Origin of the sequence: Lachnotalea sp. AF33-28 (assembly GCF_003477885.1) — a bacterium.
Lineage (GTDB): Bacteria > Bacillota > Clostridia > Lachnospirales > Lachnospiraceae > AF33-28.
Window position 1 is genome coordinate 111,314 of the sequence record NZ_QUEE01000012.1, and the last position, 23,127, is coordinate 134,440.

Annotated in this window: 17 protein-coding genes; 13 read left to right on the plus strand and 4 right to left on the minus strand. The window is 51.0% G+C overall.

Annotated elements, in window-relative coordinates; all coding sequences use genetic code 11:
• Positions 1–92: 92 nt before the first annotated feature.
• Both DWZ56_RS16375 and DWZ56_RS16380 read left to right on the plus strand, forming a co-directional pair.
• Entirely contained in the window at positions 93–2,045 is a 1,953-nt protein-coding gene (locus DWZ56_RS16375) for a sensor domain-containing diguanylate cyclase (RefSeq protein WP_118557679.1), read from the plus strand.
• A 60-nt stretch (positions 2,046–2,105) separates the two neighbouring features.
• The gene (locus DWZ56_RS16380; RefSeq protein WP_118557680.1) at positions 2,106–4,103 is read left to right on the plus strand and encodes a glycoside hydrolase family 31 protein; all 1,998 of its coding nucleotides are present in this window, start codon (positions 2,106–2,108) and stop codon (positions 4,101–4,103) included.
• A gap of 121 nt (positions 4,104–4,224) precedes the next feature.
• Here DWZ56_RS16380 and DWZ56_RS16385 read toward each other — a convergent pair whose 3' ends face one another.
• A complete protein-coding gene (locus DWZ56_RS16385) occupies positions 4,225–5,526 on the minus strand; it encodes a glycoside hydrolase family 140 protein (protein ID WP_118557681.1) in 1,302 nt (433 codons plus the stop codon).
• Between the two features lie 282 nt (positions 5,527–5,808).
• Here DWZ56_RS16385 and DWZ56_RS16390 point away from each other — a divergent pair, with 282 nt between their 5' ends.
• The gene (locus DWZ56_RS16390; protein ID WP_118557682.1) at positions 5,809–6,771 is read left to right on the plus strand and encodes an acetylxylan esterase; all 963 of its coding nucleotides are present in this window, start codon (positions 5,809–5,811) and stop codon (positions 6,769–6,771) included.
• Here the strand turns inward: DWZ56_RS16390 and DWZ56_RS16395 are convergent.
• Positions 6,757–9,597: a sugar-binding domain-containing protein gene (locus tag DWZ56_RS16395; protein WP_118557683.1), complete on the minus strand. Its 2,841-nt coding sequence runs from the start codon at positions 9,595–9,597 to the stop codon at positions 6,757–6,759. The genes DWZ56_RS16390 and DWZ56_RS16395 overlap by 15 nt on opposite strands.
• A 97-nt stretch (positions 9,598–9,694) precedes the next feature.
• Complete coding sequence (locus DWZ56_RS16400) at positions 9,695–10,513, minus strand: helix-turn-helix transcriptional regulator (protein WP_158584634.1); 819 nt, start codon at positions 10,511–10,513, stop codon at positions 9,695–9,697.
• Between the two features lie 208 nt (positions 10,514–10,721).
• On the opposite strand from DWZ56_RS16400, the gene DWZ56_RS16405 reads away from it, so the two are divergent.
• From DWZ56_RS16405 to DWZ56_RS16430, 7 genes are all read left to right on the plus strand, one after another.
• Positions 10,722–11,990 (plus strand): glycoside hydrolase family 125 protein, encoded by a 1,269-nt coding sequence (locus DWZ56_RS16405; RefSeq protein WP_118557685.1) that lies wholly within the window; start codon positions 10,722–10,724, stop codon positions 11,988–11,990.
• Positions 11,991–12,038: 48 nt separating this feature from the next.
• Positions 12,039–12,779, plus strand: a complete 741-nt coding sequence (locus tag DWZ56_RS16410) for a response regulator transcription factor (RefSeq protein WP_118557686.1) — start codon at positions 12,039–12,041, stop codon at positions 12,777–12,779.
• Positions 12,780–12,920: 141 nt separating this feature from the next.
• Positions 12,921–13,055, plus strand: a complete 135-nt coding sequence (locus tag DWZ56_RS23355) for a hypothetical protein (protein WP_279220307.1) — start codon at positions 12,921–12,923, stop codon at positions 13,053–13,055.
• Between the two features lie 110 nt (positions 13,056–13,165).
• Positions 13,166–13,966: a carbohydrate ABC transporter permease gene (locus DWZ56_RS16415; RefSeq protein WP_330424901.1), complete on the plus strand. Its 801-nt coding sequence runs from the start codon at positions 13,166–13,168 to the stop codon at positions 13,964–13,966.
• Positions 13,963–14,796, plus strand: coding sequence for a carbohydrate ABC transporter permease (locus DWZ56_RS16420; RefSeq protein WP_118557688.1), 834 nt, complete (start codon positions 13,963–13,965; stop codon positions 14,794–14,796). Before DWZ56_RS16415 ends, DWZ56_RS16420 begins: the two co-directional genes overlap by 4 nt.
• A 142-nt stretch (positions 14,797–14,938) precedes the next feature.
• A complete protein-coding gene (gene galA / locus DWZ56_RS16425) occupies positions 14,939–17,344 on the plus strand; it encodes a beta-galactosidase GalA (protein ID WP_118557689.1) in 2,406 nt (801 codons plus the stop codon).
• Between the two features lie 137 nt (positions 17,345–17,481).
• Positions 17,482–18,540, plus strand: a complete 1,059-nt coding sequence (locus DWZ56_RS16430; protein WP_118557690.1) for a glucuronyl esterase domain-containing protein — start codon at positions 17,482–17,484, stop codon at positions 18,538–18,540.
• An 8-nt stretch (positions 18,541–18,548) separates the two neighbouring features.
• On the opposite strand, the gene DWZ56_RS16435 is transcribed toward DWZ56_RS16430, so the two are convergent.
• Positions 18,549–19,400, minus strand: coding sequence for an AraC family transcriptional regulator (locus DWZ56_RS16435; protein ID WP_158584635.1), 852 nt, complete (start codon positions 19,398–19,400; stop codon positions 18,549–18,551).
• A 145-nt stretch (positions 19,401–19,545) separates the two neighbouring features.
• Between DWZ56_RS16435 and DWZ56_RS16440 the strand changes: the two genes are divergently transcribed.
• The 3 genes from DWZ56_RS16440 (at position 19,546) to DWZ56_RS16450 (ending at position 23,076) form a co-directional block, all read left to right on the plus strand.
• Positions 19,546–21,015, plus strand: coding sequence for an alpha-glucosidase/alpha-galactosidase (locus tag DWZ56_RS16440; RefSeq protein ID WP_118557692.1), 1,470 nt, complete (start codon positions 19,546–19,548; stop codon positions 21,013–21,015).
• A 196-nt stretch (positions 21,016–21,211) separates the two neighbouring features.
• The gene (locus tag DWZ56_RS16445) at positions 21,212–22,147 is read left to right on the plus strand and encodes an ABC transporter permease (protein WP_243095326.1); all 936 of its coding nucleotides are present in this window, start codon (positions 21,212–21,214) and stop codon (positions 22,145–22,147) included.
• An 11-nt stretch (positions 22,148–22,158) separates the two neighbouring features.
• Positions 22,159–23,076, plus strand: a complete 918-nt coding sequence (locus DWZ56_RS16450) for a carbohydrate ABC transporter permease (RefSeq protein ID WP_158584636.1) — start codon at positions 22,159–22,161, stop codon at positions 23,074–23,076.
• The last annotated feature ends 51 nt before the right edge of the window (positions 23,077–23,127 follow it).

The window sequence follows — 23,127 nt, forward strand, 5'->3', positions numbered from 1 at the left end:
CCTTGTTGCGGTACGGTTGTGAAAAGTATATAATTAAAAAAGGATGATATTGACCCGGTAACAGCGTATAAAAAATTGGGCGGAGGTACAGAATGAAAGATCGTATCTTACTGCAGACCAACCTTTGGGTCTGTCTGGTTATTATCGTAGGCTTTCTGATGACTGCGCTGCTGGGTTATCAGGCCAACTACAGTGCCTCAATAGAGAGTATTGAGCAGGTGTCCTCACTTACCTCCGAGGGGATATACTATAAGATTAATTCTATATTTTCTAAGCCTGTGAATGTATCCTTGACCATGGCAAACGACAGTCTGTTAAGGGATTTTCTCGCTAAGGAGGGCAGCCATCTGGATGATCCGGAGTATGTTGCCACGCTCCAGGAATACCTGAAGGGGTATCAGACGAAATACGGGTATGATTCGGTATTTCTGGTTTCGTCGGCTACGGCCAGATATTATAATTTCAATGGGCTGGACCGCGTGCTGATTAAGGGTGATCCGGAGAATGTATGGTACTATGATGGACTGCTCTGTTCCGATGAAGAGTACAGCATGAATGTGGATAACGATGAAGTGGTGGGAGCGGAAAATGCGATCACCGTTTTTGTGAACTGTAAAATCCATGGGGAAAATGAAACGCTGTTAGGTGTTGTGGGAGTCGGCGTGCGGATTGATTCCCTCCAGCAGATACTGCAGGATTATCAGGATAAATTCGGCATGAACGCCTGTTTGATTGATGATACGGGGATGATCGAGGTCTCCACGGAACATACGGGATATGAGCAGGTCAACCTGTTTGAGACGGACACCATTGAGCATGACAACAGACAGCAGATACTGGGCTGGAAGGAAGAAGGCAGCGCACACAGCTTTTGGAATACAGACGGAAGCGGCCATAAACAGGACTATATCATCACCCGTTACCTTCCGGAACTTCAGTGGCATCTGGTTGTGGAACGGGATACCGATGCGCTGGTCAATGAACTCTACAGACAGCTGGCGCTTTCGGTAGCTGTAATCGTGGTAATCCTTGCCCTCATACTGTTTCTGATCACCCATGTAATACGGCGTTTCAATACGCAGATCGTACAGCTGACGCAGTCTGTTGAGCGGGAGCGGCAGTCGGTATTTGAGAAAGCGACGGAACAGCTCTTTGAAAATATTTATGAGCTGGATATTACAAATAACCGGCCGGCGAACGATGTCACCGCAGCCTATTTTGAGAGCATTGGCGCCCCTTCGGGATCTACGTATGATAATGCGCTTCGCATTGTAGCGAAAAAACAGATTAAGGAAGAATTCCGTCAGGAATATCTGGATACGTTCCTTCCGGAAAAGGTGATGCAGGCCTACGGGCAGGGCAGGGAAAGCCTGTGCTGCGAAGTTATGATCACCAGGGACGGCACCCATTACTACTGGATGCGAATTACTGCGCGGCTTGTGAGATGGGAAACGGATCAGACGGTCCATATGCTTGTCTACCGCCAGAACATTGATGCGGAAAAACAGCAGGAACAAAAGATGCAGCAGCTGGCACAAATGGATGAGATGACCGGGTTGCTGACTAAGACTGCAACCAAGCGCCGGATCGACCAGGTATTGAAGGAGTATCCGGAAGAGCGCTATGCATTCTTTATCTTTGATATTGATAAATTCAAACAAGCCAATGACCTGTACGGCCATGCCTTCGGAGATTCGGTCATCCAGGCGTTTACAAAGACCATACGGGAAAATTTCCGCCGCACCGATATCCTCGGGCGGATCGGCGGCGATGAATTTGTGGCATTTTTGCGAATAGAAGACTCTGGATGGGCAGAGAGCAAGGCATTTAACCTCTGTCAGGCGCTGAACCGTATGCATACCTGGTCCGATAGAAGCTGGCATGTATCGGCCAGCATCGGTGTGGCTTTTGCGCCAAAGGACGGCAAAGATTTCGATTCGCTTTACCGGAATGCGGACGCTGCGCTTTATGAGACGAAGGAACGCAGCCGGGGCGGTTACACACTGTATCATGAGGATCCTGCCAAGGGGAGCACACAAGGGTAGTCAATATTTTATAAGGGATGGCAGTGAAATTAAAATATACACAGATATGAGGAGGAAACTATGGGTTTTTTTGAGGAACAGAACGGCAGGCTTATTTTTAGAGAAAACGGAGAGACCGTACAGGTAGAGGCCTGGGGGACGGACAGCCTGCGCGTCCGCAGCAGGATATTAAGTGATATTGAGGAAGGAAACGCCGCTCTGCTTAAGCAGCCGGCCGGCCAGGTACAGATACAGATGGATGAGTGGAGCGCAGAGATCACTAACGGAAACATCAAAGCGCTCCTTGAGGTGCAGCCCTGGGGAAAAGCGCTTCAGATGTCCTTTTACAATCAGAAGGGGGAACTGCTTCTTAGAGAGATCTCCAACGGCGGCTCCCTGGTGAGAAAAGCGCGCTATTACCGGAACAGGCCGGGCGGCAGCTTTTATCTGAAAGCAACTTTTGAGTCAAATCCGAAGGAAAAGATATTCGGCATGGGGCAGTATCAGCAGGAACGCATGGATTTAAAGGGCTGCAATCTGGAGCTGGCGCACCGCAATTCCCAGGCCAGCATCCCCTTCTATGTTTCAAGCCTCGGCTACGGATTTCTCTGGAATAACGCGGCCATCGGGGAAGTGCATTTCGGATTGAATACCACAGAGTGGGTCGCTCAGTCCACAAAGCAGCTGGATTACTGGATCACGGCCGGTGACACGCCTGCTAAGATTGAAGAGCATTATGCGGATGCGACGGGCAAGGCGCCCATGATGCCGGAATTCGGTCTGGGCTTCTGGCAGTGCAAGCTTCGTTATTACAATCAGCAGCAGGTCGTGGATATTGCTTCCGAATATAAAAGGCGCGGCATCCCCTTAGACGTGCTGGTCATCGATTATTATCACTGGAAGAGATGCGGCGATTACCGTTTTGACGAGGAGTACTTCCCGAATCCGAAGGAGATGGTGCAGCAATTGCACGATATGGGGATAGAGACCATGGTATCCGTCTGGCCGCAGGTGGACTGGCGCAGTGAGAACTATGAAGAAATGAAGCAGCAGGGCCTTCTGGTAAAGAGCAACGCGGGCATTGATGTCCAGATGCTCTTTCATGGGAACAATGTATTCATGGATCCCACTAATCCGCGGACCAGGAAATATGTCTGGGATAAGTGCAGGAAGAATTACGCGGACCTCGGCATTCATACCTTCTGGCTGGATGAGGCGGAGCCGGAATTCGGGACCTATGAATATGACAATTACAGGTACCATGCGGGGCCGGTGGAGGAAATCGGAAATATTTACCCCAGAGAATACGCCCGCATGTTTTACGAAGGCCAGAAGGAGATGGGGCAGGAGCATATCGTCAATCTGATCCGCTGCGCCTGGGCCGGCAGCCAGAGATACGGAGCGCTGGTCTGGTCCGGCGACATCATGTCGACCTATGAGGATTTCCGCAAGCAGATCTGTGCGGGCATACATATGGGACTGTGCGGCATCCCCTGGTGGACCACCGATATAGGCGGTTTCCACGGCGGATATACAGAAAAGCCGGAGTTTCGGGAAATGCTGGTCCGCTGGTTCCAGTTCGGAACCTTCTGCCCGGTCATGAGGCTTCACGGCTGCAGGCAGCCCGCACAGCAGATCATCAATAAGGCCGGAGAGGTGCGGGAGCAGACCGGAGCGGATAATGAGATTTGGAGCTTTGGGGAAGAAGCCTATCCGATTTTAAAGAAATTTATCGCCATCCGGGAGCTGATGCGGGATTATACGAGAGGTTTGATGAAGGAGGCCCATGAGAAAGGAGCGCCGGTCATCAGAGCGCTGTTCTACGAGTTCCCCGAGGATCCGGCCAGCTGGGATGCCCAATATGAGTACCTCTTCGGACCTGACCTTTTAATCGCGCCGGTCTGCTGGGAACATGCCGGAAGCAGAAAGGTATACCTGCCGGCCGGGGCAGACTGGATACATGCCGGTACGGGAGAAGCCTATGCCGGCGGACAGGAATATGAGGTGGAGGCGCCTCTGGAAACCCTGCCGGTGTTCCTTCGTGACGGGAACCAGAGCTATCTGATCGGGGAAATATAAAACGGTTAAGCGTTGATCGATTTGTTCAGCGGTGAAGTGCTGGGCAGGCGGGAAACGCAATAAGCATGTTAGGAATAAATGCCTGCAAGTCCGGTTAGAACCTGCAGGCATTTATAAATTTTTAGTGATTTTTTAATACCAGCACCCAGTCATTATGACCGGAAAAACGTGTGACAGGCTCCACGGTAACCGCCTCTTTTCCGGTCATATCCCCAAAATAGCTGTAAACGCCGCTCACAGGATCCAGCCAGTAAGCATATAGCCGTTTTCCTGCATAACCGGTGAGGTCAAGGGTAAATTCCTTTCCCAGGTAATCGTAGCAGAAAATGAAATCTTCACCCGCAAACACTGAGATCCGTTCATACATTTTTCCCTGTCCGGACAGCAAAAGCTCTTCTGCGGGACGGCCCTCCGTGAAATCCACGCTGGTCATCAAATCCTTCAGATGCTTCATGTGGCAGGAACCTTCGTGATGGATGGACTCCCGCCAGGTTTCCTTCACGCCGTATTTCCCGGGTTGTTCTCCGGTATAGAACTGCTGGATCGCGTTATCCCCATAGGTATGGCCGGCAGCTCCCTGAAATACGGACCAGTAGGCGTATCGGCGCACATCCCAAGCCTGCCAGTATGGCTGGCTTGGATCATGAAGGCCCTGGAGGATCTGCTCGTAGGACGGCTCGCCGTCCAGCGTAGGCTTAACCGGCACGCATCGCAGATCCCTGTCTACATATTTCCAGTTATCCTCCCCAAAGAACTCCTCCTTTGCAGAATTGTCATCCCATCTGCCCAAAGCGGGCTGGTCATAGCGCCGGTGCCCGGACTGGAACATATTGATATCCAGCCACTCATCCTGCTGAAACCACATGGAAGAAGCCGTTCTCCCGAAGGGATGGTACGCAATCAGCTTATCCGGCATTTTTTCCTTGAGAAGACGTCCAAATTCCCGGTAGAAATCCAGGCCGTCGGTTCCAAGGATATCGCCGCCCAGGATCCAGATGATGTTGGGCCGGTCCTTATATCTCTGATACAGAAAATCCGCATATTGGGCGGCGCTGCCGGTATTCAGCATGCCATATTTTACGATACTTCCCCAGGAAGGCAGCAGCCCCATATAGATCCCCAGTTCTTCCGCTATGCTTATAACTTCATCGCAGTGTTTCCAGAACTTTGCGCTCGTCACATCGCAGTTTACCGTGGTGAGACTGTTGGCCTCTTCCCCCGGCAGGCTGTTAATCAGGACTGCCTGGATCACATTGAACCCCTTATCCGCTCTGTTTTTCAGATAGATCCGTGCGTCTTCCCCACTGCTTTGCTGAAGCAGCAGCCAGGCCGTGTCACCCAGCCAGAAAAAGGGAGTATCCCCGTTTTTCAGGTATTTTCTGTTTTCACTGACGCGAAGTGCTCCGCGCTCCCAATATTTCATAATATGTATATACCTCCTGAATCGAATTATGGTACGTTGTCTCAAAGTCTAACCACGGGAATCTGAAATGTCAAGTGTTTGAAAAAAATCAAAACTTTTATAGTTTTTTTGAATTGTATAAATATGAAATATCGCTTAAAATGAAAACAACGATCATGTGCGAGCAGGACGGAAATGAAGCGATAAGGCCGGAGAGAGAGTTTCTGGCGGCAGTGAGATCCGAAAAGGCTCCGGAGGGATAACAGTCCGGGCACAGGTGGATGGAATGGAAGGAGAAGCGGAATGTCATTTGAGAGCATGTCAGTGGAAAATATGAAAAAATATATGGGTACCAACCCGAGACCGACAGATTTTGACCGATACTGGGAGGAATCCCTGGAGGAGATTGCAGCGTGGGATCCCAGCCCCCGGCTGGTGCCGGCGGCTTTTCGGGCGGCCGGGGCCGAATGTTTTGACCTCTATTACAGCGGAGCGGATGGCGCGCAGATACATGCCAAGTATCTGCGGCCTGCCGGACGAAAAGGTAAGATTCCGGTGATCTATATGTTTCACGGATATTCGGGGAATTCTGGGGATTGGTGGGATAAGCTGGCCTGGATCTCCCAGGGATTTGCAGTGGCGGTCATGGACTGCCGGGGACAGGCCGGCCTATCGGAGGACAGAGGAAATGTAAACTGCACCACATATCACGGACATATTATCCGCGGGCTGCTTGAAGGGTCGAAAGCGCTGCTGTTTCGGCAGATTTTCATGGATACCGCTCTGTTAGTGAAGGCTGTAAAGAACTTCCCGGAGACAGACAGCGCCAGAATGGCGGTCCACGGCGGTTCCCAGGGGGGCGGACTGTCCCTGGTATGTGCGGCGCTGGTGCCGGAAATCCGGTGTGCGGCCGTGTTGTATCCGTTCCTGTGTGATTACCGGAGAGTCTGGGAGCTGAACTGCCGGGGAAGCGCTTATGAAGGGCTTGAATACTTCTTCCGTGCGTACGACCCCAGGCATGAACAGGAAGAGGAATATTTTACCCGGCTGGGTTACATCGACGTGCAATATCTCGTACCGAGAATACGGGCAAAGGTGCTCTGGGGCATGGGACTTAAGGATGAGGCATGCCCGGCATCCACGCAGTTTGCCGCATATAACCGTTTGAAGACAGAAAAACAGCTCATGCTGTATCCCGATTTCGGCCATGAGGGGCTTCCTGGATTTATTGACGAGTGTGTGATGTTTCTTTCATCGAATCTGTGAGTACAGATCCGATGAGCCATGCACCTGTCCTCCCATATCCTCATATACGATTTTAGCAAGCTCCGGCGTGGTATTGTAGCCGCTGTCCATGATAGAGCACAGCCAGCGATCCGTCACCGCGGTCTTAGGCCTGAATTCATCAGAGGACAGATAGCGGATCATGGAATTGTACAGGCTGACCGTGCCGGGTTCGTTATTGTGCATATTCAGAGCGCACACGAGAAGCCCTCCCTTTCCCACCGCCAGTTCAAAAATGCCGGCCTGTCTGCGGATCAGCTTATAGCTGCTGACCACCTCCAGGATCGGGTCAAACGGTATATCCAGATTGTTAAATACAACCGCCTCACCGCCCTCCAGCATGCTGTAGAACTGCCAGTCGCAGAAGCCTTCCTGCGGGAACTGCCTGGTCAGAGGGTGGTCATAAATGACGGTGGCACAGTTGCCGTCCACGCGTCCGCCGGTCATGAGCTGGAAGGTGGTCAAAAGGGCGGGAAAAGGTCCGCTTCCAAGGAGCAGGATGCGCCCGCCTTCGGACATGTATGAAAGCGATTCCCGATCCAGCCGGTCCGTCACACGGATGCCGGAAAATTCCTCTTTTTTTGTCCCGTTTGGATACACCCAGTAATCCCAATGATTCGTGAGTTCAGTATATTCACCGGATAAACGCACGCGCAGCTTCAGATGAGCACCTCTTCCTCCGACGGCAGGGGCCACGGCATGTACGGTGCCCAAAGGAGTTACGCTGCCGTTTGGGACATCCCGCACCTCCCACCCCCCTCTGGCGCAGATCCGACGGTTTTCATCCTCCAGATACCAGGATAAAAGACCGCGTTTTATAGGATTTGGACCGTAGAGTGAAACGAAGATGTCCGCCGAAAAGGCTTCTCCTGTCTGCAGATTCCTGTGAGGGGTGCAGTTTGTAAGAAGCACGCTTTCCCCGTTATATGAAATGACATCTTCAGGGGCAAATCCCGGCTTGGGTTCATAAAATTCGTTGAACATGCCTACCGCATATCCTGTTCGGTGCCAGTGGCAGTCGATGCCGCCCAGATAGTCATAGCCGGATACAGAGCTTAGAAGGCGCGCCTTTTCCAGACTGAATTTGGCAGTCAGGCTCATCCATCGGCAGGAGTTGAGGTAGTAGAGCGGAGAGTTCTTCACCACGCCCATCTTTGTCATATAGGCCCGTGCCGCCGCATACAGGGAAGTACCGATCCTTGTGCCTTCATAGCGGTGCTCCAGATCCAGATTCAGCCAGCTGTCGTTGATGCCGGCCTCATGGATCATGCAGGGGTGATGATAGATGGAAAACCGCCCGTTCAGTTTGTCCATGTCATGGAACATGGAGTGATAGCTGAAGAGCCCGATCCAGGGTGACAGCGCATCGCTGAAAGCCTCTACCCTGGCCAGCCTCACCGCGTTGTGGGGCACCGGATTCTTTGTATAACCGGATTCCTTTTCATCCATCCGCAGTTCGATATTAAACAGTGCGCTCATTGGATTGTACAGGCAGTCAGGCGCCAGCCGATGGCAGTGCTCCGACATCCTTTTAAGCTTTTCCTCCATGGTATCGTCGATCTGGACCTCGTTGCCGCAGCAGTAAAGGATGACGCAGGGATGCCTGCGGCAGGTTATAAGGATATCCAGAAATTCGGACTCCGTAAATCCGTTGGGCGCTTCCACCTGCATCAGCATGCCCAGCCGGTCCGCCTCTATAAGGCATTCTTCGGGAGGAACCCAGGTGTGGAACCGGATCCAGTTGTACCCCATGCTCTTTAACGAAAGGATGGCTTTGCGGTAATAGGAGCGTTGAGTGGGCACCGTACAGGTTTCCGGAAAATACGCATGTTCCGTGATCCCCCTTAGAAAGATAGGGACATTGTTCAGATACAGTGCCTTTTCCCTGCTCTCGGCGTAGCGAAGACCGAAGGCCTGTTCCTTGTGGTCAAGGATTGTGCTGCCGTCCCGGAGGGTGAACTCCAGCCGGTAGAGGCGCGGGCTGACATCGGACCAGGGTTTTAAACCAAAAGTTTCGGTGGTCCACGTAAAATCACCGTCCGAAGAGGCCGCGGTGCCGCAGGCGATAACAGGCAGTTCTGATGAAACCGCCCCTTCTTCCCCGTCTGTGACGGCCCAGTCCAGTGAAAGCGTCTGAATGGAATATCCGCTGCGCCGGACGCCGATCTCCCAATACAGGCTGTGAAGGCTTTGATCGGTCCGGACATAGCAGTTTCCCAGGCCGGCCTTGCCTGCCGTTCTGATGCATACTGAACGCGTGATGCCTCCGCCTTTGCCCTTAAATCCACGGATGCTGCAGCCGAGAACATCCTTTCGCCCATTGGATACGGCAATGATGAGTTCGTTTGCCTCCCCCGGCTTAAGGCCCCTGTTAAGCTCCAGCTCAAATGGCGTCAGATGGCCCAGATGATGGCCGATGTATTCCCCGTTTAACCATACCCAGGCTTCCAGCGCTACGCCGCCAATCTGCAGAGTGACACAGGAATCTGCCCAGGCAGCTTCTGCTGTGAAGGTTCTGTGGTACCATCCTGTGCCGATCATAGTAGGCAGGGAAGCGTCCGGCGGATTCAGGCCGATGGGAAATGCGGGCGGGCGGTAATCGGGATTGATCAGGCAGTCTCTGGACCAGAATTTCGTGAAGTTCATCCTGTCCTGACAGTCGTCCCAGTATGCGGGGACCGGGATTCGGGTTTCATATTCTTCTTCGCCCGGAAAAACCGCATGCTCCGGGTCGGGCGCCAGTCTTGTGTAGGCGAAATCCCATTCTCCGTCCAGCGGGAGAATGGCGGCTGTGTTTCTTTTATCCATTGGTTTTCTCCAATCCAGTTCAGTGATATATTTATTTTACAGGAATCGGAGAAAGAGAAAATAACAAATCCTCTTTTTTTCATGTTAATAAGTATGATCAGATAATCTTCGACGGCGCAATGTGATAGACCTTCTTAAAGGCCCGGGAAAAGCTGTACGGATCTTCATAACCCACCATCTGCGCCACCTCTCCCACGGTAAATTTATATTCATACAGATATTCCAGTGCCTTTTTCATCTTTAACTGCAGTATGAAATTGGCCGGTGTGACGCCGATGGCATTTTTAAAATATGTGATAAAATATTTATCCGACATGCCGGCCGCTTCGGCCAGCTCACCGACGCTGATCGGCCTGTTAAGATTCGCACTGATAAAGCCAAGGACAGGGCGAAGCCTGGCGGCCGGCTGTTTTTTAAAATCACAAGAGCTGTCGGCAGGAAGATTCTGATACCGGTAGCGGATGAGCTTTATAAGGAGCATGGCAAAGCAGCTTTTCATATAATGCGATGAAAGCGGGATGGCGTTCTTATAGTTTTGATATTCCTTCAGAAAGAGCGCAGTCTCCTCATGAACCGCCGCTGCCGGGATGAAACCCGCAAGAGGAAACTCCTGAAATGCCCGGTGATCATGCCCGAGCCCGACATCAAAATGAATGAAGAGAAAACGGCAGGTATCCGTTAGGGCGTATGCCTTATATAAGAGCTGCGGGTACAGCAGAAACAGATCGTTTTCCTGTACAGCATATTCCTTTTCATCCAGTATCAGCTTTATCTTCCCTTCCAGGATCAGCCACAGGTCGTAATCGGATTTTGCATTGACCTCATACCATTCCCTGCTTTTTGATACCTCGCTGCATCCCTTCATATCTATATCCATGTAGGAAATAACGGAATCCAACAGAGTTAATTCGTCCATTTCATCCTCTTTCTGTTTCTTAAACGGTAGAATCCTTTGTACGGTTAATAGGATTATAACCCGTTTCATCTTTTGCCGCAACGAATAAGATCCGTACTTTTTTACGAAAGAATCCTACTGCCGGGCAACAGTCTTGTAATAAGCGGGAGGATTCAGTATAATGGCTGTAATTAAATAAAGTAATCCAATATAAAAGGGGTATGCAGCAATGAAAGAGGAAGAGATTTTACAGCTTGTTCGGGAGCGGATGAAGGACCGCCCCAAGATCGTATCTATGTTTGAGAACTGTTATCAGGATACGCTGGAAAAGACGATCATCCGCCAGGAGGACGGACAGGTCTTTATGCTGACAGGGGATATACCGGCCATGTGGCTTAGGGACAGCACGAACCAGCTCCGCCCGTATCTGTTGGCGGCGGAGGATAATGAGCGGATCCGGCAGATCATTGAAGGCGTGCTTAAGCGCCAGTGCCGCTGTATCTGTCTGGATCCCTATGCCAATGCGTTTAATGAAAAGGCGGATAACAAGGGGCATCAGCAGGATGACACAAAGATGGGGCCAATGATCTGGGAACGCAAATATGAGATCGATTCCCTGTGCTACCCGATACAGCTGGCATATCTGTACTGGAAAAACAGCGGCCGTACATCGCACTTTGACGGGGATTTTAAATATGCGATGGAGACCGTCCTGGATCTGTGGATAAAGGAACAGGATCATATGAAAAATTCCGACTACACCTTTCGCAGGGCAAACTGTCCGGAGACGGACACGCTGCCTGGGGATGGGAAGGGCAATCCGGTTGCGGTGACCGGGATGACCTGGTCGGGATTCCGCCCCAGCGACGACAGCTGTGTCTACGGGTACCTGATCCCGTCCAATATGTTCGCGGTGGTAGTGTTGGGATATATGCTGGAGATCAACCGTGCATTCTATTCCGATCCCATACTGGAACAGAAGGCGGACAGGCTGCGCCGGGAGATAGAGGAAGGAATCCGCAGATATGGGCTGACACAGGTGGATGGATACGGGGAGATTTATGCCTACGAAACCGATGGTTTTGGCAGCTATGTGCTGATGGATGACGCCAATGTGCCAAGCCTGCTGTCCATGCCTTATTATCATTATTGTTCCAAAGAGGACAGCGCGTATCTTAGAACCAGAAGATGGGTGCTTAGCAGTCAGAATCCTTATTATTATGAAGGAACAGCTGCCCGCGGCGTGGGCAGTCCCCATACGCCAAAGGATTACATATGGCATATTGCGCTGGCGATCCAGGGCATGACTGCGGTTGACCCGGATGAGAAGGAACGCATTCTGGACTATTTTGAGAGGACCGATGCCGGCTGCGGCGTGGTACATGAAGGATTTCATAAGGATGATCCGTTTAAGTTTACCAGAGAGTGGTTTTCGTGGTCCAACGCCATGTTTGTAGAATTTGTGCTGTCTGTCTGCGGGCTGGAGATAAAGAGCTGACCGGGCGGCGGATCGGATACCGATTATTGATATACTAGGGGGGATATTATGTACGAAATGCTGGTAGTAGATGATGAAGCTGGCCCCAGGGATACTCTGTCGACCTGTTTTCCCTGGAGTGATCTGGGATTTCATGTATGCGGGCAGGCACAAAACGGGAAGGAGGCCCTGGATTATATAGAAGAGCATGTGGTCCATGTGGTATTTACGGATATCTGCATGCCCGTTCTGGACGGACTGGCCCTGGCCAGAGAGATCTCGCAGAGAAAAGGACGCCGGCCCATGGTGGTACTCTTAAGCGCATACGGTGAATTTAAATTTGCCCAGGAGGCCATAAAGTATGGGGTTAAATATTATATTCTAAAGCCTCCCAGCTTTGAGGAACTCCGGGAGCTGTTCAGAAAGCTTAAATCCGATCTGGACCGGATCTACGGGAAAGAAGATGAGCAGGAACACGGGCATGAGGATAAAATAATAGCGGCTGTATATAAATACTGCGGCGGGCATTACCGGGACGGCTCTCTGACAGAGCTGTCTGCCCAGCTGTTTCTTAGCAGCTCCTATTTAAGCCAGCTGATCCGGCAGAAGACGGATAAGACATTTACCGATATACTGAATGAAACCCGCATGAAACAGGCGGCTGTGCTGCTGCAGGATCCGGATGCCAAGATTTATTATATCAGCCAGATGGTCGGTTATCAAAATCCCAATAATTTCACCAGAGCGTTTAAAAATTTCTACGGCGTATCCCCTTCGGAATATAAGGAAGGACTTAAGACGGATGAATAAGTATTCTCAGGAAATAAAAAGAGGCAGGAAATCCGTACGGAGGGTGTTTTTCCTGCAGAGCTTCGTAAAAAACTGTATGCTGATACTGATTCCGCTCCTGATTATCGGTCCTTACAGCATCTTTAAATCCATGGCGGATAATTGGATAATGCCAACATGTTTTTCGCATCCAGCCCCAGCGTCACGCTGCAGCTGGATGCCGCTTTTCATGAGGAGAGCCTTTCGCTGGATACTCTGCGCAATATTGAAAACATATCCCTGTATCTGTTAAAGTAAATAAAAAGAACCCGTGCAGGAACAGGTATCCGAGAAATTATCGGTGGGGGTTACTCTTCATCGCGCCGTGGCTGGCCGGATTCCTCCTGCTGCAGGGGTATCCTCTGATCATGTCGTTATACTATTCCTTCACAGACTTCTCCATTCTCTCGGACGGCAAATGGGTGGGGCTGGAGAACTATACAAGATTATTTTTTGAGGATAAGTATTTTTGGAAATCGCTGTTTCTGACTTTTAAGTACGCCCTGATGGCGGTGCCGATGAAACTGATTATGGCGCTGTTTGTGGCGATGCTGCTCAATATGAAGCTGAAGGGCATTAACTTTTTCCGGACAGTCTATTACCTGCCCTCCATCATGGGCGGGAGCGTGGCGATCTCCATACTGTGGAAGTTTCTGTTTATGAAGGAAGGGGTGATCAATAAAACGCTGTCTCTGGTGGGAATTTCAGCTGTCGACTGGCTGGGAGATCCGGACATTGCGCTTGTGACGATCAGTCTGCTGGTGGTATGGCAGTTCGGCTCCTCCATGGTGCTGTTTTTGGCAGGGCTGAAAAATGTGCCCACAGAGCTGTATGAAGCGGCATCCGTGGACGGGGCGTCTAAGGTACGGCAGTTCTTTGGCATCACGCTTCCCATGATCACTCCGATCATCTTCTTCAACCTGATCATGCAGATCGTCCATGCACTTCAGGAATTCACCTCGGCGTTTATCATCACAAACGGCGGCCCCAATCACGGCACCTATCTGATCGGGGTGAAGATCTATGAGGATGCGTTTAAGACATTAAAGATGGGCTACGCTTCGGCGGCCTCCTGGGTGCTGTTTGTCATCATACTGATGATCACGATGTTTGTGTTCAAATCATCGGATGCCTGGGTATTCTACAACGATGGGGGGATGGACGGATGAAAAAGAAAAGTACTGGTGCGCTTGCGGTGCTGCTGCTCGTCGGCGTTGTGATGGTCTATCCCCTGTTATGGCTGTTTCTGGCCACCTTTAAGGACAATGCAGAAATCTTCGGAAAGCTGTCCTTCTGGCCGGAGAAGTTTTCTTTTGACGCGTATGTAAAGGGCTGGAAGGGCATCGGCCAGTTCACCTATACGGACTTTTATCTGAACACTTTCAAGCTGGTGGTTCCGTCCGTGCTGCTGACCGTGGCCTCCACAGGAATCGTAGCTTATGGCTTTGCCAGATTCAAGTTCCCGGGTAAAAAGCCGCTGTTTGCGCTGATGCTGTCCACGCTGATGTTGCCGGATGCTATCGTCATCATACCCCGGTATGTGGCGTTCAACAAATTCGGCTGGGTGGATACCTATATGCCGTTCTGGATGCCCGCCCTGCTTGCCTGCTATCCGTTTCTGATTTTCATGCTGATTCAGTTTTTAAGGGGAATTCCCAGGGAACTGGATGAGTCGGCCTGTATAGACGGATGCAATCCTTTTACCATCTACGTGAAGATCCTGTTCCCGTTACTTAAGCCTGCCATCTTTTCTGTGGTGATTTTTCAAACCATGTGGCGGTGGAATGACTATTTCAACAATCTGATCTATATCAGCAGCGTAAAAAAATATACGCTGTCCCTGGCGCTTAAGATGTCCATCGATTCTCAGGGGGCCAGCACCCCATGGAATCAGGTGATGGCCATGTCCCTGATTTCGATGGTGCCGCCGATTCTCCTGTACTTCTTTGCACAGGAATATTTTGTGGAAGGGGTGACGGCCGGAGGGATTAAGGGCTGAGTGGCCGCCGAACGTGCAAAGGACCGTAATTTACGAAATGATCTGTAATTATTACTATATACATGGGCTGGAAGCAGCAATATAATGATTCCGTAGGACGAATTTCTTAGAGCAATACTAGAATCAAAGAGGAGAACGGAATATGAGGGAAAAGAGGGAGCTTGATCAGGGCTGGAAATTTTATCTGGGAGATTTATCCCCGAAGACGGATTCAGAGGAATGGGGAGCCGCCAAAGCAAAGGCGTTTCATTTCGGCGCTTCGGCAATGGATTTTGATGATGCCGGATGGAGAAGCGTAAACCTGCCCCACGATTTTGTGATGGAAGGCGATTATACCAGAAAACAGGGCAAGTTCGAAGGCGGCATAAACATACCCGCCATGGAGACCATTGATAACCGCCATGTTGCGGGAGGCTGTCTGGACGGGGGCATAGGCTGGTACCGGAAAACCTTTCAGATAGATAAGGCGTGTGAGGGCAGGAGGATTTATCTGCATTTCGGAGGCGTATTCCGAGACAGCACGGTGTATCTGAACGAATACGATATTGGAAATCATGTCAGCGGCTACACCGGTTTTTATTATGATATTACGGATGTGGTCAATTACGGAGAGAAAAATCTGCTGGCTGTCCGGGTGGATGCCACTGGACGGGAAGGCTGGTGGTATGAAGGCGGCGGAATCTACCGCCATGTCTGGCTGGAAATCGCGGATGCCGTGCATGTGCGTCCCTGGGGCGTATCCGTGGAGGCATCCCCCTATCAGGATGCGGAAGGAAACTATGCGGGTGCGGATATCCGTGTGGAAACGCAGATCATAAGCCGCAGCTTAAGGCAGGAATGCGCCGTTTTGGAATCCTCCGTATATGACGCTGACGGAGGGCTGATCCGGTCGGCCAGAGAGGAAGTATCCCTGGAGGGCTGGTCCGGGAACACCGTTGTGCAGCACATAGAAATGGAACATCCCCGGCTGTGGGATCTCGATGATCCGTACTGCTACCGGCTTCAGACGGGAATCTATATCGGCGGGCAGCCTGTGGATGTCACGGATACCTATTTTGGCGTACGCGATATCCGGTTTGATGCGGACCGGGGATTTTATCTGAACGGCCGCAGAGTCAAGATCAAGGGTGTCTGCTGTCATCAGGATCACGCCGGAACCGGCATCGGCATGCCGGACAGCATCTTCGAGTACCGACTGAAGAAATTAAAGGAAATGGGCTGTAACGCTTACCGCTGTGCGCACCATGCGCCGGCGCAGGCGCTTCTGGATCTGTGTGACCGGATGGGCATCCTTGTCATGGGAGAGGTGCGCAAGATGGGAAGCACCCAGGAGACCCTTAAGCAGCTGGAAGACACTGTGATGCGGGACCGAAATCACCCTTCCATCATCATGTGGTCCGTGGGAAATGAGGAGGTGTTCGCACAGGACCGGCCCGAAGCGCCCAGGATTATACGCAGCATGCGGGAGGAGATCCGCAGGCTTGACCGCGTAAGGCCGATCACCATGGCGTTCTGCGCATGGAACGGCAAGGATCAGCTCCCTTCCTCAGAGGTATTTCTGCCCGGTGCCAGGGAACTGGATATCATGGGATTTAACTATGCGGACCGGGAGTGGGATCACTTTCATGAGATGGCTCCCAAACAGCCTTTTATCGTAACGGAGGCCAGCGCCAACAGCTGCACCCGCGGCGCTTACCGCACGGATCCCAAAACAAGCCGGTATTATATCATGGACCCGGGCAATACCGGTAGGTTTGAGAAGAAAGACGCCGCAGAAAAGCAGTGGAAGATGACGGCTGACCGCGATTATGTCAGCGGGCTTTTTATATGGACCGGCTTTGACTACCGAGGAGAACCCACGCCCCTCACCTATCCTGCGGTTTCCTCCCAGTTTGGCGTGATGGATTACTGCGGTTTCCCCAAGGATAATTACTACTACTATAAGAGCTGGTGGGCAGAGGAACCGGTGCTGCATATCTTCCCGCATTGGAATTGGCCCGGCAGGGAAGGGCAGGCTGTTGCCGTATACTGTTACAGCAACCTGGAGGAAGTGGAGCTGTTTGTAAACGGCGTCAGCCAGGGTAGAAAGCGGATGGAAGAAAACTGGTATCTGGAATGGCCGGATGTGATCTATGAACCCGGCAGCTTAAGCGCCAGGGGATATACCGGCGGCAGAGAAGTGCTGTTTCAGGAGGTGCGCACCACGGGGGCGCCTTACAGAATCTGTCTGGAGCCAGATCGGACAGAGCTTAGAGCCGGGGGAGCGGATGTGGCGGCAATCGCGGCAAAGATACTGGATCAGGAGAATAATGTGGTGCCATACGCAGAGAACCTTCTGACCTTTGAAGTGACGGGCTGCGGCACCTTTTTAGGCTGCGGAAACGGAGATCCCGGCAGCCACGAGTCCGATAAAGTGCCGGCGAGGAGAGCTTTTCACGGCCTGTGCCAGCTGCTGGTGGAGTCCGGACAGGAGGAAGGGACCGTATCCGTAAAGGCATCGGCAGAAGGGCTGATCCCGGCCGAATGCAGCATGGAGGTTCATAAATAGTTAAATGGGCGTCACGCATCGCTTTTTTGTATCTCATACCTATGTATTTTTCATTGTACTCTCCTTTAAAGATGATAAACTGGTTATGGAAACCGATGTTTAACTAATCATTTTTGTGATGATGAGAGGAGATAAGAATGACAGCATATCCGGAGATATTGAAGACATGCAGCGGAGAAACGATTGATACAGCAATAGCGTGGGAAACATACAGGAGGCCGGAGATACTGGCGCTGTTTTCCAATTTTGTATATGGCAATATGCCTTTTGCCTGCCAGCTGCCCGTCTGCTTTTCGGAAGAAGGGGAGGAGCGGACCGTCTGGGGATACCGCAGAAGAAAAATCATGGCGAGAACAGAAACTTTGGCGTTCTTCTTCTATCTGTATCTCCCGGATGAGGCCACCCATCGCAACAGGGTGCCGGTGGTTTTTTATAATATGTTTGGCTGGGAACCGGAACAGGCTGCGCCTGTACAGGAAATATTGAAGCGCGGATACGCCTTCTGCGCCTTGCCGGTTAACGGTGTGGCATCCGACAGCCCACATTCCTTTGAAACCGGGATTTTTCAGATCGCGGGCAGGAATGGGATCAATCCCTGGGGAGCTATCAGCGCATGGGCGTGGGGTGCATCCAGAGTGATGGATTATCTGGAGACAGTCAGAGAGATTCTGCCGGATAAGGTGGCTGTGGGCGGCCATTCCAGAGGTGGTAAAACAGCGCTGTGGGAGTTCGCTGTGGACCAGAGGTTTGCAGCATGTCTTTCCCTGAACTCCGGATGCGGCGGAGCTTCCACCAGCAGGGATAAAGGGCCGGACTGTGAGTCTGTGGCATCCATCACCGCCAATCTGGGATATTGGTTTACGGAGAGATTTCAGAATTACGGAGCAAAGGAGTATTTGCTGCCTGTGGATCAGCACATGCTTCTGGCTCTGGCGGCGCCCAGACCGGTCTATGTGGTCAGCGCCACAGAGGATTTATGGGCCGATCCGGACGGAGAATTGCGCTCCTGCCGTATGGCCGGAGGTGTGTATGCTCTCTATGGCAGAGAAGGACTTATAATGAATGAACCCGTAAAGGCAGATAAGAGCTATCAGGACGGAACCATCGCATATCACCGGCGTACCGGCGGACATGGCTTTACGGCGGCGGATTGGTCGTACTTCCTGGATTTTACGGATAAAATATTTCGCGAATAGAGAACGTATTAAGCCCCATACCGTCTGCGGTATTCGGCAGGGGAGCATCCGGATGCCCTGCGGAACACTTTGCAGAAGTAATTGCCGCAGGAAAAGCCGCATTCCAAAGCGATCTGTTCCACGGACATCTGTGTATTCAGAAGCAGGAACAGCGCATGGTTTATACGCAGACGGGTGAGATGCAGAAGCGGGGATTCACCGGTCTCCCTGGTGAAAATCCTGGTAAAATAGGCGGAGGACAGACCGTTCTGCCGTGCCAGATCATCAATTGAAAAATGTTCACGGAAATGAGCCTTCATATACCGAAGGCTTTTTTCTATCGGGTGGCTCATGATGTGTTCTACCGGTGATTCCAGTGTGCGAAGCAGGGAGGAAAGAAAGCGGTAGACCAGTTCACCGCCCTCATACAGCCGAAGCTGCCGCCCGTCATTCATATCGCGGTGAAGATTCAGCCAGAGCTGAATGGGAAAGCTGTCCGCGGGCAGGCGGAAGCTGCGGCCGTAGTTTGTTTGTATCTCCCGAAAGAACGGTCCGGCAGCAGGTCCCGTAAAATGTACATATATGAATTCCCAGTTCGTTTCATGAGCCCCGGAGGGAAGATAATACCTGCTGTTTTCCGGGATGCAGGAAAAAAATGCGGTGCCCGGCATCTGCGGATACAGCGTGCCCTCCGCTTCAAAAGCCCCCTGCCCGCTCAATGTATACTGAAACAGATAGCCGGCATAATCCCTGCTTCTGTTATCAAAATCGTATGTTTCATCACAGCGTCTTTCCAGTCCGAAATCCAGCAATGTAAGCGGTGTATCCGGCATCTGTCCCGCGCTTAAGAATCCGTAAGTCCCGTACTGATTGAAAGTCAAAATATTACCCTTCTTTATCATATAATTATTCTTGCAGTCCAATATAGTCAATATTATAATCAGATTAAGCAAAAAAAGCAATGGCCAAAAATGTGCTAATATATGGGCCGGACAGATGGGCGCAAGAACAGAAAGGGGAACAGGTATGAGTTTTAAAATAGCAGTCATAGGTGCAGGCAGTCTGGTATTTGCCAGGACGCTCTTTACGGATATCATGTCCGTACCGGAATTCCATGATATTGAGGTGGCGTTTACGGATATCAATCCCGATAACCTCAAGAAGGTTACAAAGCTTTGCCAGCGGGATCTGGACAGCAATGGGATTCCGATTAAAATTCAGTCCACAACTGACCGAAGAGAGGCGTTTCGGGATGCCAGATATATCATCAACTGCGTGCGCATCGGGGGTCTGCCCGCTTTTGAGATGGATGTGGATATTCCGTTGAAATACGGTGTGGACCAGTGCGTGGGGGATACGCTCTGCACCGGGGGCATCATGTACGGCCAGCGAGTGATCGCAGAAATGCTGAATTTCTGTAGGGATATCCGGGAGGTGGCACAGCCGGGGGCAATCATGTTAAACTATTCCAACCCTAACGCGATGGCGACCTGGGCCTGTAACAAATACGGCAAAGTAAAAACCATCGGACTGTGCCATGGGGAGATTCACGGGGAAACGCAGATCGGAGAAGTGCTGGGAATTCCCAGGGAGGAGCTGGATATCACCTGCGCCGGCATCAATCATCAGACTTGGTATGTGAGCGTAAAGCACAAGGGGGTGGAGCTAAAGGACAAACTGCTGGCCGGATTTGAGGCTCACGAGCGTTTTAGAGAAGAGGAGAAGGTCAGGATCGACATACTGAAGCGCTTCGGCTATTATTCCACGGAATCCAACGGCCATCTGTCCGAATATGTGGCATGGTACCGGAAACGGCCGGATGAGATTAAAGACTGGATTAATACGGACAGCTGGATCAACGGAGAGACCGGGGGATACTTAAGGGTTACCAGAGAGGAACGCAATTGGTTTGAAACCGAGTATCCGAAAATCCTCGCCGAGCCGCCGAAACGCTATGACGGCTCCATGCGAGGAAAAGAGCACTGCTCTTACATCATTGAAGGCCTGGAGACCGGAAGAAAATACCGCGGACATTTCAACGTGATGAATGAAGGCTGCATCACCAACCTTCCTGCGGAATGTGTGGTGGAGGTTCCCTGCTATGTGGACGGAAACGGTATCAGCGTTCCCAAGCTGGGTGACCTGCCCTTAGGCTGCGCGGCTGTCTGCTCACAGTCCATATGGGTGCAGAAACTGGCTGTGGAAGCGGCTGTTGCAGGCGACGTGAATCTGTTAAAGCAGGCGGCGCTGATGGACCCGTTAACCGGCGCGGTATGCAATCCGCCGGAGATCTGGCAGATGATCGATGAGATGCTGATCGCAGAAGCGCAGTGGCTTCCCCAGTACACACAGGCAATTGAGGAGGCGAAGGACCGCTTTGCCGGGGGAAATCTGATTCCCACGAAGGAAGGCTATCACGGTGCGGTCCGAATCCGTGATAAGACGGTGGAAGAGATATCAGCGGAGAGAGGGACCCGCACCATAACGGCGGAATAGAAAAGCATGAAATAACAGGGCTGGTGCCCCACACCATAAGCAAAGTGGCAAATGGTGCGGGGTACTAGCTTTTTTGTACCTTAAACCTATTCATCTTTCATTTATTTTATCTGTTCCGGGCGTTAAAATATCTATCAGAAAGCGGCGCAGCGCATATATTGCAGCATTTGCCGCAACAGTGCGAAAGGAGAAAAGAGTGAACAGAACTGTCATCAGGAAAAGAAAAGCCGGAGGATTCGGACCGTATTTTCGCCGTCATTATGGGCTGTATCTGATGTTGTTGGGTCCGGCAGTTTTTTATTTGATTTTTTGCTATGGGCCCATGGGAGGGCTCGTGATTGCGTTTAAGGATTATAACTTTCGTAAAGGAATTTGGGATAGCGAGTGGTGCGGATTGGAAGTGTTTAAACGAATTTTCTCCACGGGTAAGTTCTGGAGGGCCTTTAAAAATACACTGGTACTGAATCTGCTGTCGTTGATCTTCGGTTTTCCTGCGCCGATTTTACTGGCGCTGCTGCTGAATGAAATCCGAAACGGTCTGTTTAAGAAGGGTCTGCAGACCATACTCTATCTGCCTCATTTCATGTCATGGGTGATCATTGGCGGTATGGCGGTTCAGATTTTTGCCACAGATAACGGAATCTTAAACGTGCTGTTTCAAAATCTGGGCCTCGGCAGCATACCGTTTCTTAGCAGCGCAGGTGCATGGATCGGAACTTATGTAGGTGTCGGCATATGGCAGTCCATCGGTTGGGGAGCGATTATTTATCTGTCGGCTATCACCGGTATCGATCAGGAACAGTATGAGGCTGCCAGAGTGGACGGCTGCAACCGGTTCCGAATGATGTATAAGATCACGCTGCCCAATATCCTGCCTACGGTCATTATCATGCTGATCTTAAAAATTGGCGGTATGGTCAGCATTGGATTTGAACAGCCACTGATGATGGGCAATTCCATGGTAAAAGATGTTTCGGAAGTGCTTTCCACTTATGCGTATACAGTCGGCATCGAACAGGGAAAATTTAGTCCGGCTGCCGCTATCGGTTTATTCCAATCCGCTGTTAATCTGACGCTGGTTTTGGGTGCCAATAAACTGTGCGCAAAGATCAGCGGTGAGTCCATATGGTAGGAGGCAGAATTATGAGTGTGAATAAAACAGATGCAGGATTTGTGGAAAACCCCGCAAAGGTAAGAGAAAGCTGGGATAACAGGCTTTTTTCCGTGGGTGTTGTTTTTATACTGTTGATGCTGGGGCTGTTGTGTCTGCTGCCATTTGTATACCTATTAGCGATATCCTTATCATCTGCCTCTCCCGTAATGCGGGGGGAAGTATTCCTGATTCCAAAGCAATTTACTATCAGCGTATATCAGTCAATCATCAGCAATGGGTCCCTGGTGAAGGCAATGGGCAGGAGTGTGCTACTGACAATAAGCTATGTCATCGTATCCATGGTAATGACAGTACTGTGTGCATATCCAATGGCTGAAGCAGGACTGAAAGGAAAAGGTATTCTATGGCCCTACTTCATATTTACCATGTATTTTTCCGGAGGGATGATTCCAAGTTATCTGCTGGTCAACCATCTTGGTCTGATTGACAGCATGCTGGCACTGATTCTTCCTGGGATGATCAGTACTTATAATATGATCGTCATGCGTTCGTTCTTTTCTTCCATACCGGCTTCCCTGAAGGAATCTGCTCTGATTGACGGTGCAGGAGACTTAAAGATTCTGACCAAGATTATACTTCCGCTAAGCAAGCCGGCACTGGCCACTATTGCTCTTTTTTATGCGGTGTCAAGGTGGAATGGCATGCAGGATGCATTATTATATATAAACGATCCTAAGAAAACTGTTCTTCAGATTAAGCTAAGACAGATGATTGTGAATGCCGAATCGGTTAATGAGATGCTGGAAGGCATTACAGGAACACTTCCGGTAGCACAGACGATCCGGGCAGGCGCGCTGATTTTCAGCTTGATTCCGGTGCTGATCATCTATCCGTTTTTACAGAAATATTTTGTAAAGGGCGTAATGATCGGAGCGGTAAAAGGATGATTATAAACAGCAAAGGCTGTTATAATAGCCGCCGGAACAGGCGGCAACAAA

Bases quoted from the DNA above. Each gene is read 5' to 3' on its own strand.
- DWZ56_RS16395 (WP_118557683.1), bottom strand. From the start codon at position 9,597: ATGGATAAAAGAAACACAGCCGCCATTCTCCCGCTGGACGGAGAATGG.
- DWZ56_RS16450 (WP_158584636.1), top strand. From the start codon at position 22,159: ATGAGTGTGAATAAAACAGATGCAGGATTTGTGGAAAACCCCGCAAAG.
- DWZ56_RS16420 (WP_118557688.1), top strand. From the start codon at position 13,963: ATGAAAAAGAAAAGTACTGGTGCGCTTGCGGTGCTGCTGCTCGTCGGC.
- DWZ56_RS16410 (WP_118557686.1), top strand. From the start codon at position 12,039: ATGTACGAAATGCTGGTAGTAGATGATGAAGCTGGCCCCAGGGATACT.
- DWZ56_RS16430 (WP_118557690.1), top strand. From the start codon at position 17,482: ATGACAGCATATCCGGAGATATTGAAGACATGCAGCGGAGAAACGATT.
- DWZ56_RS16375 (WP_118557679.1), top strand. From the start codon at position 93: ATGAAAGATCGTATCTTACTGCAGACCAACCTTTGGGTCTGTCTGGTT.
- DWZ56_RS16405 (WP_118557685.1), top strand. From the start codon at position 10,722: ATGAAAGAGGAAGAGATTTTACAGCTTGTTCGGGAGCGGATGAAGGAC.
- DWZ56_RS16385 (WP_118557681.1), bottom strand. From the start codon at position 5,526: ATGAAATATTGGGAGCGCGGAGCACTTCGCGTCAGTGAAAACAGAAAA.
- DWZ56_RS16440 (WP_118557692.1), top strand. From the start codon at position 19,546: ATGAGTTTTAAAATAGCAGTCATAGGTGCAGGCAGTCTGGTATTTGCC.
- DWZ56_RS16415 (WP_330424901.1), top strand. From the start codon at position 13,166: ATGTCGTTATACTATTCCTTCACAGACTTCTCCATTCTCTCGGACGGC.
- DWZ56_RS16380 (WP_118557680.1), top strand. From the start codon at position 2,106: ATGGGTTTTTTTGAGGAACAGAACGGCAGGCTTATTTTTAGAGAAAAC.
- DWZ56_RS16390 (WP_118557682.1), top strand. From the start codon at position 5,809: ATGTCATTTGAGAGCATGTCAGTGGAAAATATGAAAAAATATATGGGT.
- galA (WP_118557689.1), top strand. From the start codon at position 14,939: ATGAGGGAAAAGAGGGAGCTTGATCAGGGCTGGAAATTTTATCTGGGA.
- DWZ56_RS16400 (WP_158584634.1), bottom strand. From the start codon at position 10,513: ATGGACGAATTAACTCTGTTGGATTCCGTTATTTCCTACATGGATATA.